Genomic DNA, 18,522 nt, shown 5'->3' with positions numbered 1-18,522 from the left:
TCTTTTAAAAACTTAGAAATGTAATTAATTTTTGATTAAATGCATGACCTGAGAGAAGGTATGAATAATTCAGGTTTATATATTATCTATACGATTAAAGGTGACATTAGACTATTTTTATAAAATTTTATTGAATGATGCCCAAGAATATATTCAAGAAACGGAAAAATATTTAGAGGAATTATTGAAGAAAAAGAATTATGAAGAGGCTTTTCAAATTTGTTCAAGTGAATTATCACAAAAAAACAGACAAATGGGCTATAAATTTGACCAAATAATTAACTGGGTTTATATTGTATCAAGTTATTATTTGAAGAAAATGGATTTTCATTCTTCTATAAATAAACTTAAAGCACTATTAGATCGCAGCCATCCTCTATATGGTCAAGATTTCCTTGATTTTAAGATTCAAAACAGCATTGCCATTATTTTTGCAGAAAACCAATTATATCAGGAAAGCCTTGAACAATATCACATACTCCTTTCTTATAAAGACTTTTTATCCCAGCATTTTCGGTTTCATATAAAAATTTACTATAACTTATCAAAATTGTATTTCTTGCTTAATGATTATGAAAAGTCCCTTACATTCGCAAATTTAGGGATAAAAATGTCTGTCTTAAATGAAGATATTTCCATGGCAGGCCAACTTTATTTTCAAAAAGGCATGAGCTTGGAGAGATTAATAAAAGATACATCCGAAATAAAACAATCTTATCAAAACTCCTTCTTTATTTTTCAATTACTTAATAGGGATAATTATATGGAAATGGTAAAAGAACAAAAAGGGAAATTTTTAGTATAAGTTTAAAGGTCGTTATCTTCTCCTATAAAACTGAATAATGAAAATAGGACTAGCAGAAACTGCTTTTCGAAAATACTCTTTGAGCCTTGCATCAGTTAACTGAATGATAATAGATTCCAAATTGGCGGAAGAAGTTTATCTAAATACATGCCGTATGTTGCATCTTCAAATTTCGGAAATAGCTGTTCAAGCTCTTTGATATTCCTGTTTAATACTTCCTCTCAGTGGTCTTTTATATAAGTAAAAAGTACATCTCCTAACTCATAGATGGTCATCTGCGGTTGAATATTTACTATTGTCATATGAATCCCTCCATATTTTTTATCTTACAAATCAAGCTTACAACATTAAAGCCAATTCTAATGTTTTAAAAAATAAGAGCTGAATTTACAATGTTTGATTTGATAAACTTTACTTAATAATACAGTTTTCAAATATAGGAGTGTGCTCATTGGAAAAAATAAGACCTATAGATATTGCTGAAAAATTAAAGATTAGTACAAGCTCTTTAAGAAGTTATGAAGAAAGAGGAATTGTGCCGAAACCTGAACGGTCATCTACTGGTTATAGAATATATACAGAGGAACATGTAGCTTATTTTGAGTGTATTGTGGCTATGTCTCCTGGGTTTGGCATGGACATAACTTCAGCTGTTCTCAAAAAGTTGCAACGAAAAGAACTAGACGCTGCTCTTTGGATCATAAATAAAGCGCAAGTAGTTAATTATGAAGACAAAATGATTATTGAACGAGTGAATAAATACCTGGAAAACTTGACTAATGAACCCACTATGACGACTGGTGAATTGTCACTCCAGACAAATATCCCTGCATCAACTCTTCGATATTGGGAGAAGGAAGGATATATTACGTCCAAAAGAGGAGAACTGAATAACTATCGACTATTCGACTTATTCCAGCTTATAAAAGTCTTATTAATGAAAATAACTCAGAATGCAGTTTATTCAAATGAGGTTATTCAATTAAAACAGGAGATTAAAGAATTAAACCAACATGATCTTGAAGAAGTAAGAAAAGTAATACATGATCTTCAAAAACATATAAATAAACGTAACCAAGAACAACTTAAAGGGGTCTTCTATCTATATAAATTGTTCAAAATAGTAAACCAGCAATGAATATCGATGTCTATAGTGTTTTTTCTATGAACTTGTTATCATCGCAGTCAACTCTATGAAACACGTAAAAACGCCAACCTTTTATCAGGGGTTTGGCGTCATAAGTTACTTGATCACATATAATTTTTAGCTTACGGTTAACTTTGCGTTACCCCTGTTGTTTTATATCACTATAGGCTGGCAATCCACCCGCACCTCTGGCAGCCCGTATCGCACGGACGACTGCTTCAGTCAAAACATCGGCACTGAGTGTACCAACCACATCAACTGGGACTTTGACTTCTCCCGTAGCCAAGGAAAATATCGTATCCCCGTCGTTCATAGTGTGAACCGGATAAATCGTGCGTGCTAACCCATTGTGGCTCATTTGAGCGACTTTATTCACCTGGGACTTCGTCAAGATCGCGTTGCTTGCAACTACTGCGATGGTCGTATTCGTACCAGTAGGAATTGGAGAAAATACTTGCTTTATTAGGAAATGCTCGATTTTCCGGATGGCACCGTTCTCATCTCGTACACCTGCCAGCACTTCATTCGTAAGCGGATCGCGTACTTCGCCTACCGCGTTCACTGCTACAATCGCTCCAATGATCAACCCATTCTGTAGTATCCGCGAAGCTGTTCCAAGTCCGCTTTTCATCGCACAGTCAAACCCACATAGTTTACCGACAGACGCTCCGCAGCCTGCACCCACATTTCCTTCCTCTACTTTATGCTTGTTAGCTTTACTTACCGCATCGAATCCCATTTTTGCATCCGGGCGCACGGAAGAATCTCCAAGCGACAAATCATACAGCGCAGCAGCGGGTACAATGGGAACAATTCCGAATCCTGTATTTAGCCCGATTCGCTTCTCTTCTAAATAATTCATCACGCCATCAGCAGCTGCAAGACCAAATGCACTTCCTCCAGTTAAGCAAATTGCATGTACACGATCAACTAAGTTTACAGGATGAAGAAGATCTGTTTCACGGGTCCCCGGGGCTGAACCACGCACATCAACCCCACCCACAGCACCATCTTTAGCAAGTACAACCGTACAGCCAGTTAGTGCAGCTTCGTTCTGGGCATGTCCCACTTCGATTCCTGGTACATCTACAATTGTTCTGGTTTCCAATTTAGAATCCCCCTCAATGTATGACGGAAAGCTATTTACTTAATTTTACATATAAAGAATCAGTTTTATGAATAACTTTAACATTTACCTATTTAAGTTTTTTTCATCAGTTTCGCAGATCTTAATGATTTTGATGTTTTCTTACTAATTAATCGTTCTTAAGTAAAAATGTAAAAGTGTTGCAAAAAAGGCTTCTCAGTTACACTTAAGTTAAAAAAGTACCATTCTGATACTAAAAAGCAGGTGGAGTCACCGAAAAAAGGATGACAGCCTCTTCCTTAAAAAGATTTTCCCATTTATGTTTCATATAAGCTGGTATTTTAACACTATCACCAGCTTCTAATATGTATTCTTCATCATTTAAGTACACTTTAATTTTCCCCTTTAATACAAAAGCAACTTCTTCTCCTTTGTGTTCCAAAAGTTTCTCTGACGAAGACGTATCAGGAGGAACATTCATAATCGCTGTTGCCAATGTGCCGGTAAAATCGGGTGATAATAACTCATACGAAAGGTTTTCAACAACCATTTTTTTACGTTCATTTGACCTAACAACTAAATCTTCTGTATTCGTTTCTTCGAGTAAAAAACTAAAGGTTGGAACATCAAGCGCATTAGCTAAAACCTTTAGAGTTTGAATTGAAGGATTTGCCAACCCTCGTTCAATTTGACTTAGCATGGAAGGGGTTATTTCGGCTATTTTCGCTAATTCTCTACTGCTTAACCCTTTTGCTTTTCTGTATTTCTCAACTTTTTTGCCAATATTGATATTTTCCATCACCATACTCCTCGTAAAGATTAAATTAAATACAATTTAATTTTATTAATTTAAAATAAACACAAATGGTGTAACATGTGTTAAACTACATTTAATATTTGTTAAATCATATTTTATCAGACTGCATTTTGCAAGTCATTAAGGGAGTGGAGAAAATGAATGATTTCTTTACATTTTTAATCCTTTCATTATTTGTTGTCATGAGTCCAGGTATCGACACAGCACTGATTACAAAGAGGACCATTTCAGACGGAAGAAAAGATGGATATAAAATGGGTTTGGGTATAACAACTGGCTCTCTAGTGCATACCTTTGCAGCTGCTTTTGGGCTTTCAGCTATATTGATGCAGTCTGCAGTTGCATTTGAAATCGTGAAATATGCAGGAGCCATTTACTTGATTTACCTGGGCTTGTCTTCATTAATCTCTAGGAATAAAAAGAAAGCATCTGCTGTTGAACATCTAAATCATTCAGAAATGAAAAAGTCAGCGTTTAAACAAGGTCTCTTTTCAAATATACTTAATCCTAAGGTGGCTATGTTCTTCTTAACCTTTTTACCCCAATTTGTAAAAGCAGGAGAAAATGCAACAGGACAGCTTATTTTAATGGGGATTATTTATACGATTCTATCGATTACTTGGTTTTTTCTTTACGTCTTTTTCATAAACTATTTACGTAAATGGCTAATGTCTCCAAAAGTACAAAGGATCATGGAAAAAGCAACAGGTCTCGTCTTAATTGGCTTTGGAATAAAGTTAGCATTAGATAAACCACATTAAAAAACATTGGGATGGGAACCCAATGTTTTTTCTACTTCGTTCAAATATCCTACCCTTTGATCACTTTACTTATTTAGAAATATATCATCCATTAATTCAAATAATTCTCTTTTTGATGTCGGTAACTTTGACTCTAAAATACCTGAAACTCCCATTAATTTATTGTAGACTTCTATTACCCATGGTTGCTCTAAATGGTATTTCTTAATAGCTGCTTTCTCTTGAAAAACGTCAAACGGAGCTCCTCTTGAAATAATTTCCCCGTTATGTAAGATGATCACTTCGTCAGCCCATTCATAGGCAAGGTCAACATTATGAGTTGAGAGAATAACGGTCCGGTTTTCATGATGGTATGTAGCTAGTAATTCCATTATCTTATGCGAGTAATACGGATCTAGCCCAGCTGTTGGCTCATCTAATACCATTAAATCAGGATTCATGGCCATAATTCCTGCAATGGATACCCTCTTTTTTTGACCAATACTAAGAAAATGTGGTGGCTTGTCTTTTAAGGACTCTGTCTCTGTTAGTTCCATTACTTCTTGAACGATTTGGCTTATTTGTTCAGTTGACAATCCTAAATTTTTAGGACCAAATTTAATATCTTCATACACACTTGAAGAGAAAAGCTGTGAGTCGGGATTTTGAAATACAATGCCAACTTGTTGACGAAGCATCTTTATTTCTTTACGAGTGTAAGACAATTTTTTTCCTTTAAATGTAATGCTTCCACTAGAAGGTTTCAAAATCCCATTAAGTAGTAAAAATAAAGTGGACTTTCCCGCACCGTTGTTTCCAATTAAGGCAATTTTCTTTCCTCGTTCAATTGAAAAAGTAATATCGTTTAATGCTATTGTTCCATCTGGATATTGATATGAAACATTTTTAAAAGTGAAAAATGTAGACGTCACACGTCGGCCTCCTTTCCATTATAGATTTATGTGTTTAAGGTAAGGATGAAGAGACCTATGATTGAGACTAGGATACCAGCACAGCGATATCGATTGTAAGACAAGCTAAGTTCAACCTCATACAATTTCATATCCCCACCACGACTATCAATGGCAATCTGCAATTCTTTGGCAGATTGGATCGATTTGAGAAAAAGACTTACAATTAGGTGCGCGATCGATGAGATCCACAATCGGTGATTTTGGTAACCTAGTCTACTAGATTGTGCCAAATGAATTTCGTGCATTTTATTTAGCAACACAAAGATAAACCGGTATGTTAGACCAACTAATTCAATAAAAAGTACTGGAAGTTTCAGTCTACGTAATACCCATATCAATTGATGTAATGGTGTTGTTAAGATAAGAAAGTACAAGCAGCTTACACTTCCTATAATCGTAACCAAAAGTTGGTAGGCTTGATTTATATTTGCTACACTTATATAAATTTGCCATGACTTGATAGTAAAAAACCATATCGTGTCAACGTTCACTTGATATACTGGTGCAATTGAAACTAAAATGGCAGCAATGCTTGTAAAGAGAAAAATAGATGGCAATAGTAACAGCTTCAAATATTGTGAGAATGGAATTTTGGCTGCAAAAACGATGCTTAAACTCATCACGGAAAATGTAATCATCGCTATAACTACATTTTTGGTAATGATGGTAAACATTAAGAAGGTCATAACGAATCCAACCTTTTCAGCTGGGTGAACATGTTTCAATCTATTAGAATAGGCGTAATCATCGATTTTCAGCATGGTTCAGGCTTATTCCTTAGATGAGTATTTTTTTCTAGCTCGGCCAAATCCAATAACATAACCAATAAAAGCAGCACCAATAGCGGCTTGTAAAGAGAATATTAAACTTTCTATTTCACCGCTTGGCGGTTCCCAAATAGACTTGAACCAAGGTTCATATGAAGGGGCCAACTCGCCGATCATTTCTTCTGCTTTACCATCTGCCCCACCAAATTCTGCATCACCTTGGAGGAAAAGAGGAATGATCGCCAATAAAATAACAATTAAAAACAAGACGATATTTTTCATGATTAGCTAGCCTCCTTCACATTATTTATAAGATGTAGTTCAGATTGATTGTATTTTAAAAGTAAGTTCATTACGATAACGGTCAATAAGCCTTCACTAATGGCCAAAGGTATTTGTGTTAGTCCGAAAATACTTACAAATTTGGCAAAGGAAGCTAAGAAACCACCTACTTCGGCTGGAAAAGCAAGAGATAACTGAATAGATGTCATGATATATGTACCGAGATCTCCTAACATTGCTGCTAGAAAAACAGAAACAGCAAACGACATATTTAATTTACGACCTACTTTAAAGATAGCATAAGCAATAAACGGGCCTACAACGGCCATTGAAAAAGCATTTGCTCCTAATGTCGTTAAACCGCCATGTGCTAATAACAAAGATTGAAATAGTAAAACGATTGTACCAAGTACACTCATCGCTGTTGGTCCGAATAAAATCGTTCCTAACCCCACACCAGTTGGATGTGAACAACTGCCTGTCACAGAAGGAATTTTTAACGCGGATAAAACAAACGCAAACGCTCCAGAAAGGCCGAGCATTGTTTTCATTTCAGGATACTCCTTCAGTTTTTTTTGTATGCTTCTTAATCCAAAAATAATAAAAGGCAGAGTGATCACCCACCAAAATACAGCCCAGCCGAAGGGTAAAAACCCTTCCATTATATGCATCGCGTAGGCCTTTTCATAAGAATTTGTCCAAAAGAAACCTGTTAAACCTAACACGGTAATGAGTAAAGCCCATTTCCCTTTTCTTTTCATTTTCATTCCTCCAAAAGTTAAAAAAAATGTCCATGATCAAATCTATCATCTAGCTATGTTTTTATAGAGGATGTCTTCTAAATGCCTGTCCCCACTCAGAAATATGGAAATTATTTGTAGTGGGGACTGTCCCTTAAATTGCTTCTTTTGACTATTTATTTTCCCACATGTCTTTAAAAATTAAATTTTGAAGAGACCTTCTTTTTTCCCAGTTTGCTGTTTCCAAAAGAGGTGCTTTAGGATATACATCTGTGTATCCTATTGAAATCAAAGCAACAGGATCAATATGTGGTGGAATACTTAAAATATCACGTACATCAGATTTTTTATAAAAGCTGACCCATCCCATTGCTAACCCTTCCACACAAGAAGCTAACCACATATTTTGAATGGCGCAGGCTGTTGACATTATGTCGGTTTCTGGAATGGAATTTCGTCCTAATACATGTGAACCACCTCTAGTAGGATCACATGTTACACAAATAGTAATGGGTGCTTCTTTTAATCCTTCTATCTTTAGGGATAAAAACTTGGATGCACGCTCATCATTTTCGTAATGAATAGATAGTGCTCTTCTTTCTTTATCAGCAGCCCAAGCTAATTTCTCTTTTACTTCATTTGCTTCAATTAAAATAAAGTTCCATGGTTGCATAAACCCAACCGAAGGAGCATGGTGCGCTGCTGCCAGGATTCGATCAACAGCCTCCATAGGAACAGGATCTGTTTTAAAACTACGAATATCTCTTCTCGTCTCGATAACCTTATAAATGGCTTCTCTTTCTTTATTAGAAAACATGAAATTTAACACCCCTAAATCAAGCGTTTGCCTTAGATAAAAAGGAGTTCGATTGAGTTTCTTTGATTCCATTCAAATGCTTTGCCATTGTCTTAGAAAATGGTTTATAACCACGTTGTTTTTTCTTCAAACGACGTTCGCTTTGAAGGTTTCATGTTTTGAAGTGATTCTTTATCAGGATAACCGATAAAAATATTTCCAATGACTTTCTTGTTTTCTGGGGAGCCAATAAATTGATGTAAACGTTCATCATGAACAAGCCCTACACCTCTAGTTCGCCAAACAAACCCCAGCTCTAACTCCTTTGCTGCTAGCCACATAGAATGAATGGCACAGCAAACAGCATAATCATTATCCCTTGTTGCCTCTTCATCTCCAGGGACAATATCAGAGGTCACAACAATATGAACAGGTGTACTTGTTAAAACTTTTATTGAACTGTTCACTAAATCTGGTTTTGTTAGAAATCGTTCTTCTAAATAGGCTTTTGCTAGAGCTTCATATCGTTTTTTAGCTTCTCCCTTTATGATATAGAAGCTCCAAGGCTCTCTCATTCGATCATTTGGCGCCCAAGTTGCGACCTCAAGTAGGCGTTTAATTTTTTCATCTTCTACTTCTTGATCGCGGTAGTCACGTATCGCTCGACGGCTTTCTAGTTCACTGATGATTGACATGCTTTTCCTCCTTTTTATGATCTAATTTTATCTCTTCAAACCATTGTATCTTTTGACGCAGGTTCACCACTTCACCTACGATAATCATGGATGGGTGTTTAAGGCCAGTTTGTTTCACTAGCTGTTCAATTGTCGTTAATGTCCCAATTAGTGTTTTTTGCTTTTCAGTTGTTCCCCAATTGATAAGGGCAACTGGGGTTTCTGCTCTTTTGCCATTCTCAATGAGTTTTTTACATATGTAATCTAAATTTCCTACACCCATATAAAAGGCAATCGTATCTATGCCTTGGGCAAGAGCAGACCAATTGATGTGATCTTGTTGTTTATCAGCACGACCATGTCCTGTTACAATGGCAAATGATGAAGCGTAATCTCGGTGTGTGACGGTGATACCCGCATATGCAGGTGCGGCAATACCTGATGTAATCCCAGGAACAATTTCAAATGTTATCTCATGCTCAGCTAGGACTTCCGCTTCTTCCCCAACTCGACCGAATACACAAGGATCTCCACCTTTTAAACGAGTAATGATTTTGCCTTCAAGTGCCTTTTCGACCATAAGGGCATTGATTTGCTCTTGAATTAATTCGTGTTTTCCGGGAAGCTTTCCACAAAAAATAAGCTCTGTCTCCGATTTTGCATGGTTTAATAATTCTTTATTGACCAATCGATCGTATAAAATGACGTCCGCTTTTTGGATACATTCTAAGCCATAGACGGTAATTAATTTAGGGTCCCCTGGTCCAGCACCTACCAAATAAACGTTGCCTTTAGTCAAAAACATCCCTCTCTTCTCGTTATTTCTTATTCGAATCCCCTGCTGATTGAAATGTCGGCATTTCAATCAGCATCAATGTTCTTTGATTTCCTTACAGTACGCGATCCACTTTTCCACTAATTCCGGACATGAGGCGAAATGAATGTGAGTATACCCTGCCACAACATTGTGCTTTAAGCAGCCTTCAAGCTTTATTCCTCTCATTCCTTTTGTTTCGTAAGCATGATGAACTTCTTCTTTTGGTGAAAAGGTAGAATAATGAAATTCATGTCCTTTTGCTTTTTGCTGCTCATTTATGAGAAAATTACCCTTCCGGCCCTTAATTTCTCGATAGCCCAACGCGACTCTCTTCGTGTGCATCTTTACTTCGCCTGAAATGATTCCTACCATCTCATGGCGAGTGTGGTCTGTTGTTTCAATAGAGTCTGTTAAATACATAAATCCGCCACATTCAGCAAGGGTCGGTAAGCCCTTCTCAATGGCTTGTTTAATTGATAGCTTTGCGTCATTATTATCGGAGAGCTCTTTGGCAAATTCTTCTGGAAATCCTCCACCGATATAAAGGCCATCGATGTTATCTGGTAATGGATCATTCTCGAGGGGTGAAAAATATACAATCTCCGCCCCGTAAGCCTCTAACATTTCTAGATTTTCAGGGTAATAGAAGTTAAAGGCGGCATCTTTTGCTACAGCAATTTTGATGGATGATTCCTTTTTCCTTTGAAATAAAGAAGTGCTTACCTTTGTAACAATTGGATCAGCTTGTGATAGTTTCAGTAGTTGATCGATATCTACTGTTTCTAAAATTAGTTCACCTAAATGATCAAAAAATGGATCTAATTCTCCTCTTTCTATAGAAGGAATAAGTCCTAAATGTCTTTCAGGTATTTCAATATCCATTTCCCGCTTTAAATAACCAATAACAGGTACATCACATTCTTGCTCAATTGCTGTTTTAACAAGATTAAAGTGACCTTCGCTTCCTACTTTATTAGCAATAACCCCAACGATGTTGGGTCCTTTTGAAAGCACCTGAAATCCTTTTACAATCGCTGCTGCGCTTCGAGCCATACTTACACAGTTCACGACAAGTAAAACAGGGCTTTCGATCATCATGCTAATTTCAGCTGTACTCCCTGTATTTGTTCTTGGATCTTTTCCATCATAAAACCCCATTACACCTTCAATAATAGAGATATCGGCTCCTTCGCTCCCTCGTGTAAAGATTTCGAGTACATTCTCTTTTGTAAGCATCCAGCTATCAAGATTCCTAGATACACGGCTTGTCACTGCTGTATGATAAGAAGGATCAATATAATCCGGTCCACATTTAAAACCTTGAACCGTTAACCCTTTTTTTCTTAATGCTGACATTAATCCAATGGTTAAGGTTGTTTTTCCAACACCACTGCCGGTGCCGGCAATGACGATTCTTCGATTAGTCACCTAACATTCACCTCTTTAATAAGGAATAACGGCAACAGATATCGTTACATTTCCTGACTTTTTCTTTGTGAGGGCAAGAGTATGTGCTCCACTGTATAAGCGGGCAGCAGGCTCACTTACTCCATAAGCACCTGTAAATTTATAGACCGTTTCAGACGGAAGCTCAATTTGTATAGAATTCAACTCTTCAACAGTGTAGCAGCTGAACTCCCATTGATGTTTTTGAGCAACCTCAATAATTCCCGCTTCGTCTTTTTTTAAATCGATGGAACAAATCGCTTTAACACTTTTAACGGAAAATTGTAATTCCTCTAATGTGGTATGAATGACTTGCTCAATTTCTTCACTAGATGTTCCTCTATTACAACCAATCCCTAGTACAATGACTTTTGGTCGGTAAAGCACACCGTTTTGGAGGATCACTTTCTCCTCATCTGTTAAATGTCGATGTGTGACAACTAGTGCTGCTTTAGGCTTTGCATCAATTGCATCTTCAATTGTTTGATAGATTTTTAGATTCCCAGGTAATGCTTTATCATGCATCCACCAGTTCTTTTCACCCGATTCTTGGATAATGGCGACGTGCTCTTCATTTACAACAGAAGCACTAACTGGTGTTAACTTTTCTGCACTTTCCCACACCCAACCAAATCGGCTGCCAAATAAATCAACAGGGATTGTTTTTTGTACATCTGATGCAGTTGTAATAACCGGAGTTGCGTGAAGTAATTCAGCTACTTCCCTTGTAAGTTCATTCGCTCCACCTAAGTGGCCAGATAAAACACTTATCACATGCTGTCCTTTATCATCAATGACAACAACAGCTGGATCTGTTTTTTTATCTTTTAAAATTGGTGCGATCATGCGTACGACGGCACCTAACGAAATAATCATAATGATGCCTTTATACTTTTTAAATAGAGTTGGAAGCAGCATACGGACATTTCCTTCAAAAAGGGTAATGTTTTGTTCAACCTCATCGCCCTTTTCAAACTTGCTCATGTAAAACAAGTCGGTTTGATGGAAATTTGCATGAAGATTTCGAGCTAGCACTACACCATGCTTTGTGATCGCGACAATGGCATATGTACCAGTTTGTTTTAGTTCGACGTTTTTTCCTTCTTCTAAAACAAGTGTCATTCTTTCACTCCTTTTCGATAGCCATGAGTGAAAGTCTTATCGTAAAGCTTTGATTTAAACTCCTTTTGATGAATATCCTTGTCAAGTGCCCACCCAGCTAAGATCATGGCTTGTTTACGAATACCGTTCTTGCGCATATCTTCATCAAGATGTTCAAGTGTTGATCTTACAATTTTTTGATCAGGCCATGATGCTTTGTACACAACACCAACAGGAGTATCCTTACTCCAGCCCGCATCCAGAAACTCTTTTACTATTTTTTTTGTCAGTGTGGCACTTAAAAATAAAGCGATCGTACAGTTATGTTTAGCAAGATCTTTTAATTTCTCTGCTTCTGGAACAGGTGTTCTTCCCTCGGCACGAGTGAGAATAACGGTTTGCGTCAGGTCCGGAATTGTTAGTTCTGCCCCTAAGGCAGCTGCGGATGCAAAAACAGAGCTAACACCAGGAATAATTTCTACTGAAATGTCTTTTTTGTTTAAGATGGCGATCTGTTCCATAATGGCCCCGTATACAGCCGGGTCTCCAGTATGAACGCGAATGACCTTTTTACCTGCTTGTACTCGATCAACCATTACTTCGACCATTTCCTCTAAATGCATGCCAGCTGTTTTTATGACTTCTGCATCTGGTTTTGCTCGTTCAATAAGCTCCGTGCTAACTAATGAATCAGCATATAATACGACGTCCGCCTCCCGAAGAAGCTTTAGGCCTTTTACGGTAATTAAATCTGGATCTCCAGGGCCAGCTCCTATGATTGTAATCTTCACTATTTTCTCACCACCATTAATGTCAAATATTCGAGTTCTGCCCGGTCTAATTCACTGATATCCCAGATGATTTCTTCATCAGACGTTACTTTTGTCACAACAGATGCTTTTTCTACTAAATTTAACTCACGAAGAATACGTAGCATAAGATCCATGACTTTAGCCACTTTGATAAAGATGACACAGTCATTTTCTACAATTGCTTTTTTCATTGTTTCATAATCATTTCGTGCAGGAATGATGGCAACGTGATCATCACCTTCAGCCAAAGCAATACCAAGTCTTGATGCTGCTCCATTTATAGATGAAATCCCAGGAACTGTTTGAATGTTCACTTCTGGGTAGCGCTCTTTTACAAGATTCATCATATGGATAAAGGTACTGTAAAGAAGTGGATCACCTTCTGTTACAAACGCTACATCCTTTCCAGTTTTCAGCTTCTCCCAAACAAGCTCGACCGTGTTGGACCACTCTCGTTCAAGGATGACGGGGTCCTTTGTCATTGGAAAGACGAGCCCTAACATTTCTTTTTCGCCTGGTGTTATGTAAACATCAATAATTCGTTGGGCGTAGCTTTTACTGCCCTTTCTCTTTTTTGGATAGGCTATGACAGGAGCTTCTTTTAATTTACGAAAAGCTTTTACTGTTAAAAGCTCAGGATCTCCTGGTCCTACACCTAATCCGTATAATGTTCCTACCATTCTTTTATTCTCCCTCCTTACGGTGAGCAGCGATAATATAAATTGGATTCAAAGCATCAAATCGAGTAAGGTTTAAAATTGGCTTACTTCTCGACACTTGTGCGAGGGTAATGCTTACTTCAAAACCGTTTCGTTTAAAGGCCTCAACAGCTTGTGATAAATTCTCGATCGTGATGGCATTTAAAACGATTCTTCCGTTTTTTCTTAAACGAGAACAACAAACGGATAAAATTTCCTGCACCCCTCCTGCTGTTCCACCGATAAAGATAGCATCGGGATCTGGAAATTCATCTAATTTATCAGGAGCTTTCCCTTGAACGACGGTAAAATCTGTTCTAAATTTCTGCATGTTTAGACGACAATTTTCTAAATCATGATCATTTTTTTCAATTGCATAGACTTGCCCCTCATTGGCGATTAAGCAAGCCTCAATAGCTACTGAACCGGTACAGGTACCTATATCCCAAACAATACTTTTTTGATTTAACTTCATTTCACTTAGACTAAGAGTTCGGATCTCTTTTTTCGTTAGCAGTCCTTTTTCAGGCTTTCTTTGATGAAATTCTTCATCATCGATTCCGAATGACCATGTTTTGCTATCTGTTATCTTTTTTAAAATAACAATGTTTAAAGGTGAAAACTCTAAATGTTCCATTTCCTCTAATTCGTAGAAAGCATATCGTTCATTGTCACCACCTAGATTTTCTGCAACAAATGCTTTATATTCATTCATGAAAAATGACCGTAAATAACGGGCAATAACCGAAGGACTGTTTTCAGTATCCGTAAGAAGAGCTACTTTTTCTCTGCCATTAATACGTTGAGCAAGTCCTTTCATGTTTCTTCCGTGTACACTAACGATGTATACGTCTTGCCAGCTTTCATTCATTTTTGCAAAAGCTTGCTGCAAGGAACTTAAGTAGGGATAAATCTCTACATTTAGTCTTTTAGCAAGATAGCTGCCAATTCCATAAAATAATGGGTCTCCTGATGCGAGGACAACAATGTTTCGTTCCTCCTCTTTTTCTAGAAACGTAACGAGTGAGGAAAGTCCGCCTTTTATGACTACCTTCTCACCACAATAATCTTGAAAGAAAGATATTTGTCTCTCTCCACCTACTAGTATTTCACTCTCATAAATCCACTTTTCATAGACTGGAAGAAGACTCTTCTTACCATCATCTCCTATTCCAATCACCTTAATTGTTTCCTTCATGCTTCCCTGCCTTTCCAAGCAATGTACCCTTCATTGTGTACAAGCTTGTTTCAATCGATATACCACCATTTACTTCCTTTAACCCTGATAAGCAACAATAGGTACATAGAAGGGTGAAAAAGTTGTTGAACCCGTTCTCTACCATTAAATCGCCAACTTGGGATGCGGTATTAGCTTGTTTAATCGTTTCAAGAAGTTCATCATCGGTTACTCCTGCTTCAACTGCTACTCTTGCAAGAAAATTGAAATCGACAGGAGCACTTTTGGAATGAACCATCATGACCCCTTGCGCGACCTTTGAAAATTTCCCCATCATACCAACGAGAGAGACTTTTTTAATCCCTTGCTTTTTGCATTGTTTTAGTGTAAAACCAACAAAGTCGCCCATTTCGATAAAAGCTTCTTCGGGAAGCTCCGGATATTGCTGGATAGCGTATTTCTCACTTCGTCCACCAGTTGTAATTACGACATGCTCACATTGACTTGCTCTTGCTACACTAATTGCTTGAACAATACTTGCCATGTAAGCCGAAGTTGAAAATGGAATGACGGTTCCTCTTGTTCCTAAAATGGAAATACCGCCAATAATCCCGAGACGTTTATTTAATGTTTTTTCTGCCAATTTTTCCCCATCAGGGACGGAAATGATGATGGTAATACCTCTGGATATATTGTGTGATGTAAGAACTTCTTCGGCCGTTTCAAGAATCATTTTTCGTGGCACTGGATTAATCGCTGCTTCCCCAACGGGAACCGGAAGCCCTTCCTTTGTTACACGTCCTACCCCAATTCCCCCATCAAGTGTTATACCGGGCTTATTACTCCACGAAACAGTTGATTTAATCAGAGCTCCATGGGTAGCATCTGGATCATCACCAGCATCCTTAATTGTTTCCGCTTCAGCATATTCACTGTCAATCACACAGCTCTCCATTTCAAATGTTGCAAATTTTCCAACTGGTAGAAAGATCGTACTTTCCGTTTGGGGTTCACCCGTAATAAGTGCCATTAGAGCTGCCTTTGTTGTTGCTGTAGCACATGCACCAGTTGTATAGCCGGTACGCATTTCCTTTTTGTCCTTCTTTTTTTCTTTTCCGTCCATTGGTTAATCCTTATCAGCTAATAAAGAGATTGCATTTAATGCAGCAACCGTTACCGTACTACCGCCTTTTCTGCCTACATTCGTAATGAATGGGACATCTAATTTTGCTAATTCTTCCTTTGATTCTGGTGCTGATACAAATCCAACCGGTAAACCAATCACTAAACTTGGCTTTGCCTCCCCTTCCTTAATTAACCGAATCAATTCAAGTAGAGCCGTTGGTGCATTACCAATGGCATAGATACCACCATCAAATTGTTTAATTGCTTTTCTGACAGAAATAATGGCTCGTGTCGTATTTAAGCGTTTTGCTTCTTCCATAACGTCGGGATCTGAAATAAAAACATGGACACCTCCCCCATGCTTTTCAATTCTTCCTTTGCTTACGCCGCCTAAAATCATTTGAACATCAGCATATACCTGTTCGCCTTTACGGATAGCTTCGATTCCCGCTTGAACAGCTTTGTCATGGAACAACATACTATGACCTAATTCAAAATCAGCAGAAGCGTGAACAACACGTTGAACAACTTTATACTGTTCTGGTGTATAACTATGTTCACCAAACTCTGAATCAATCATGTTAAAGCTGATACCCTCAATTTCTTGAGGTTGGACAGTTAGTGGTTTAAATTCTGTTTTAAAGTCCATTTTCTATTCCTCCATTTCATTTCTATAAGCTTTTTTGGTTTCTATTTAAGCATTATTTCGAAATATTGATATCCACTCTAGGAAGCTCGCTTTCCGTAAGCGGGCGGTGAACATCCTTGGTGATATGCCAGAGGAGGTCTCACCTGTTCCACCTCATCCACATAAGGGGCATATCCGTTCCAATCATCCTTCAACAGTTTTTGTTTTAAATAACCCATTAATATGAGCAAGTACACTTTGAAAATCTGAATATACATTTCCGTATTGAATCTTCGGTCTTTTAATCATGATCGTTTCAATGCCAAGCTCAAGCGCAGCTTCCAATTTCTCATCAACAGAGCCTGCCTTCCCGCTTTCTTTTGTGATCATCGTTGTCACTCCGTACTGCTTGTATAAGGCAGAGTTAAATTCCTTAGAGAAGGGACCCTGAATGGCGACAATATTTTTTTGAGGAAAACCGAGCTTTTCGCATTTTTCCATATTGTCCTTTCTTGGAAGCATTCGAGCAATCACTCTGGTATCTGGTTGGTTTAACAATCGACTCGTGAATATTTCTAATGTCTTGCTGCCTGTTGTGAGCATAATAACTCCTCTTCTTTCAGCAGCTGCTTCTGCCGCATCTTCATAAGTGTCAACCGTTGTAATTCCCTTATGTTCATATAACTTTGACTCACGTTCATATCGGATATAAGGAACTCCTGCTTCTTTCGCACTTAAAAGAGCATTTTTGCTTGCTTCTTCAGCGAAAGGGTGACTTGCATCAACCACTGCTTTAAAGCCTTGTTCTTGGATGATTTTCACAAAATCCTCATTCGTTAGTCTTCCGACCAAAACATTTAATCCTGTCTTTTTCATTTCTTTTCCGGCATTTTCTGTTACAACTGTTGTGAGGACCTCATAACCTGAATCTTTTATTGTTAGCGCTAAAGCTCTAGCATCACTTGTACCAGCTAAAAAGAGAATCATCCTTTTTGAACCTCATGTTCATGATGATGGTGGTGATGATGTACATGATCATGGTCGTGATCGTGATGATGGTGGTGATGATCAATATGTTCCATTGCTCCAATTCGATAAACACATGTGTCACAGTTCATTTTTACTTCACCTTGTAATGCCTCTTCTATACGATCTTTTATGATGGTCTTCAGCCGAGAATGAAAGCCAAAATAGCCTGCAAGTTTAAACTCAACATCTGGATGCTCTTGCTCAAACTCTAGAATCATGTTTTCAAGACGTTTGATTAAGATTCCCGTAAAAAGAAAATAAGGTAAGATGACAATTTTCTTTGCACCTAATTTGACACAGCGTTCAACGCCTTCTTTAACTAATGGATCTGTTACCCCCATAAAAGCAGGTTCTACGAATTTGTAGTTGAGTTTTTCCCATAATAGTCGAGTGATTTTATACAAATCACTGTTCGCATCAGGATCACTTCCACCTCGACCTAATAAGATGACAGAAGTATTAGGATCCTCTTCATTTATTTGTTCGCCAACATCTTCTAAGCGGCTTTTGCAAATTTCTATTGTTTCTTCATGAATGCCAAACGGTCTTCCATAGGTAAATGAAACATGAGGATATTTTTCCTTTGCCTCATCAATAGCTGCTGGAATATGAATTTTTGAATGACCTGCTGCAAGAAGCATGAGAGGGATAACAAAAACACTTGTTGCTCCTTTTTCTACACATGTTTGAATACCTTGGTCAATGGCTGGTCTTTCAAACTCTAGAAAACAGGTTTCCACTAAAAGCTCTGAATCAAGCTGTGGCTTTAGTTCTTCAATTGTTTGTCTTACCTGCTCGTTTCCTTCTGGATCTCGACTTCCATGACCAACTAGTAAAATGGCTTTCATAAGATTCTCCCC

21 protein-coding genes and 1 pseudogene are annotated in these 18,522 nt (G+C 37.7%); 3 read left to right on the top strand and 19 right to left on the bottom strand.

Annotation, left to right across the window (positions count from 1 at the left end; genetic code table 11):
- The first annotated feature begins 184 nt into the window (after nt 1-184).
- The gene (locus Q1B07_RS15555) at nt 185-805 is read left to right on the top strand and encodes a hypothetical protein (RefSeq protein ID WP_299091641.1); all 621 of its coding nucleotides are present in this window, start codon (nt 185-187) and stop codon (nt 803-805) included.
- 95 nt (nt 806-900) lie between these two features.
- Here Q1B07_RS15555 and Q1B07_RS15550 read toward each other — a convergent pair.
- A pseudogene (locus Q1B07_RS15550) lies at nt 901-1,014 on the bottom strand (DUF6022 family protein); the annotation flags it as partial.
- 242 nt (nt 1,015-1,256) lie between these two features.
- Between Q1B07_RS15550 and Q1B07_RS15545 the strand changes: the two are divergent.
- On the top strand, nt 1,257-1,943 hold the full coding sequence (locus tag Q1B07_RS15545; protein ID WP_299091639.1) for a MerR family DNA-binding transcriptional regulator: 687 nt from the start codon (nt 1,257-1,259) through the stop codon (nt 1,941-1,943).
- Between the two features lie 148 nt (nt 1,944-2,091).
- Here the strand turns inward: Q1B07_RS15545 and Q1B07_RS15540 are convergent, their stop codons facing one another.
- Together Q1B07_RS15540 and Q1B07_RS15535 are read right to left on the bottom strand one after the other, a co-directional pair.
- A complete protein-coding gene (locus Q1B07_RS15540; protein ID WP_366945206.1) occupies nt 2,092-3,060 on the bottom strand; it encodes a P1 family peptidase in 969 nt (322 codons plus the stop codon).
- Nucleotides 3,061-3,292: 232 nt separating this feature from the next.
- Nucleotides 3,293-3,838: an XRE family transcriptional regulator gene (locus Q1B07_RS15535; protein WP_299091636.1), complete on the bottom strand. Its 546-nt coding sequence runs from the start codon at nt 3,836-3,838 to the stop codon at nt 3,293-3,295.
- A gap of 155 nt (nt 3,839-3,993) precedes the next feature.
- On the opposite strand from Q1B07_RS15535, the gene Q1B07_RS15530 reads away from it, so the two are divergent.
- A complete protein-coding gene (locus Q1B07_RS15530) occupies nt 3,994-4,617 on the top strand; it encodes a LysE family translocator (RefSeq protein WP_299091633.1) in 624 nt (207 codons plus the stop codon).
- A 65-nt stretch (nt 4,618-4,682) separates the two neighbouring features.
- Here Q1B07_RS15530 and Q1B07_RS15525 read toward each other — a convergent pair whose 3' ends face one another.
- From Q1B07_RS15525 to Q1B07_RS15450, 16 genes are all read right to left on the bottom strand, one after another.
- Complete coding sequence (locus tag Q1B07_RS15525; RefSeq protein ID WP_299091631.1) at nt 4,683-5,528, bottom strand: ATP-binding cassette domain-containing protein; 846 nt, start codon at nt 5,526-5,528, stop codon at nt 4,683-4,685.
- 26 nt (nt 5,529-5,554) lie between these two features.
- Nucleotides 5,555-6,331, bottom strand: a complete 777-nt coding sequence (cbiQ, locus tag Q1B07_RS15520) for a cobalt ECF transporter T component CbiQ (RefSeq protein ID WP_299091629.1) — start codon at nt 6,329-6,331, stop codon at nt 5,555-5,557.
- A 9-nt stretch (nt 6,332-6,340) separates the two neighbouring features.
- Complete coding sequence (locus Q1B07_RS15515; protein ID WP_299091627.1) at nt 6,341-6,619, bottom strand: energy-coupling factor ABC transporter substrate-binding protein; 279 nt, start codon at nt 6,617-6,619, stop codon at nt 6,341-6,343.
- Between the two features lie 2 nt (nt 6,620-6,621).
- Nucleotides 6,622-7,290, bottom strand: coding sequence for an energy-coupling factor ABC transporter permease (locus Q1B07_RS15510; RefSeq protein ID WP_299091656.1), 669 nt, complete (start codon nt 7,288-7,290; stop codon nt 6,622-6,624).
- A gap of 241 nt (nt 7,291-7,531) precedes the next feature.
- Nucleotides 7,532-8,176, bottom strand: coding sequence for a 5,6-dimethylbenzimidazole synthase (gene bluB / locus Q1B07_RS15505; RefSeq protein ID WP_299091625.1), 645 nt, complete (start codon nt 8,174-8,176; stop codon nt 7,532-7,534).
- A gap of 104 nt (nt 8,177-8,280) precedes the next feature.
- The gene (locus tag Q1B07_RS15500; protein ID WP_299091622.1) at nt 8,281-8,850 is read right to left on the bottom strand and encodes a nitroreductase; all 570 of its coding nucleotides are present in this window, start codon (nt 8,848-8,850) and stop codon (nt 8,281-8,283) included.
- A complete protein-coding gene (gene cobA / locus Q1B07_RS15495) occupies nt 8,834-9,628 on the bottom strand; it encodes a uroporphyrinogen-III C-methyltransferase (RefSeq protein ID WP_299091619.1) in 795 nt (264 codons plus the stop codon). The genes Q1B07_RS15500 and cobA overlap by 17 nt, the downstream gene beginning before the upstream one ends.
- A 72-nt stretch (nt 9,629-9,700) precedes the next feature.
- On the bottom strand, nt 9,701-11,074 hold the full coding sequence (locus Q1B07_RS15490; RefSeq protein WP_299091617.1) for a cobyrinate a,c-diamide synthase: 1,374 nt from the start codon (nt 11,072-11,074) through the stop codon (nt 9,701-9,703).
- A gap of 15 nt (nt 11,075-11,089) precedes the next feature.
- Complete coding sequence (locus tag Q1B07_RS15485) at nt 11,090-12,214, bottom strand: cobalamin biosynthesis protein (RefSeq protein WP_299091614.1); 1,125 nt, start codon at nt 12,212-12,214, stop codon at nt 11,090-11,092.
- On the bottom strand, nt 12,211-12,984 hold the full coding sequence (cobM, locus tag Q1B07_RS15480; protein ID WP_299091611.1) for a precorrin-4 C(11)-methyltransferase: 774 nt from the start codon (nt 12,982-12,984) through the stop codon (nt 12,211-12,213). Before cobM ends, Q1B07_RS15485 begins: the two co-directional genes overlap by 4 nt.
- Nucleotides 12,984-13,685, bottom strand: a complete 702-nt coding sequence (gene cobI / locus Q1B07_RS15475) for a precorrin-2 C(20)-methyltransferase (protein WP_299091608.1) — start codon at nt 13,683-13,685, stop codon at nt 12,984-12,986. The genes cobM and cobI overlap by 1 nt, the downstream gene beginning before the upstream one ends.
- Before the next feature lie 4 nt (nt 13,686-13,689).
- Nucleotides 13,690-14,901, bottom strand: coding sequence for a precorrin-6y C5,15-methyltransferase (decarboxylating) subunit CbiE (cbiE, locus tag Q1B07_RS15470; RefSeq protein WP_299091605.1), 1,212 nt, complete (start codon nt 14,899-14,901; stop codon nt 13,690-13,692).
- Nucleotides 14,885-16,003 carry a cobalt-precorrin-5B (C(1))-methyltransferase gene (locus Q1B07_RS15465; RefSeq protein ID WP_299091602.1) on the bottom strand — a complete coding sequence of 373 codons (1,119 nt, stop codon included), beginning with the start codon at nt 16,001-16,003 and terminating at the stop codon, nt 14,885-14,887. Before Q1B07_RS15465 ends, cbiE begins: the two co-directional genes overlap by 17 nt.
- Before the next feature lie 3 nt (nt 16,004-16,006).
- Nucleotides 16,007-16,654: a precorrin-8X methylmutase gene (locus tag Q1B07_RS15460; protein WP_299091599.1), complete on the bottom strand. Its 648-nt coding sequence runs from the start codon at nt 16,652-16,654 to the stop codon at nt 16,007-16,009.
- 183 nt (nt 16,655-16,837) lie between these two features.
- Nucleotides 16,838-17,620 (bottom strand): precorrin-6A reductase, encoded by a 783-nt coding sequence (gene cobK, locus Q1B07_RS15455; protein WP_299091597.1) that lies wholly within the window; start codon nt 17,618-17,620, stop codon nt 16,838-16,840.
- Nucleotides 17,617-18,510: a sirohydrochlorin chelatase gene (locus tag Q1B07_RS15450; RefSeq protein ID WP_299091594.1), complete on the bottom strand. Its 894-nt coding sequence runs from the start codon at nt 18,508-18,510 to the stop codon at nt 17,617-17,619. Before Q1B07_RS15450 ends, cobK begins: the two co-directional genes overlap by 4 nt.
- Between the last annotated feature and the right edge of the window lie 12 nt (nt 18,511-18,522).

Source organism: uncultured Metabacillus sp. (genome assembly GCF_947503125.1).
Lineage (GTDB): Bacteria > Bacillota > Bacilli > Bacillales > Bacillaceae > Metabacillus.
The sequence above is the reverse complement of the archived record's forward strand: the minus strand, read 5'-3'. Positions and strand labels throughout refer to the sequence as shown.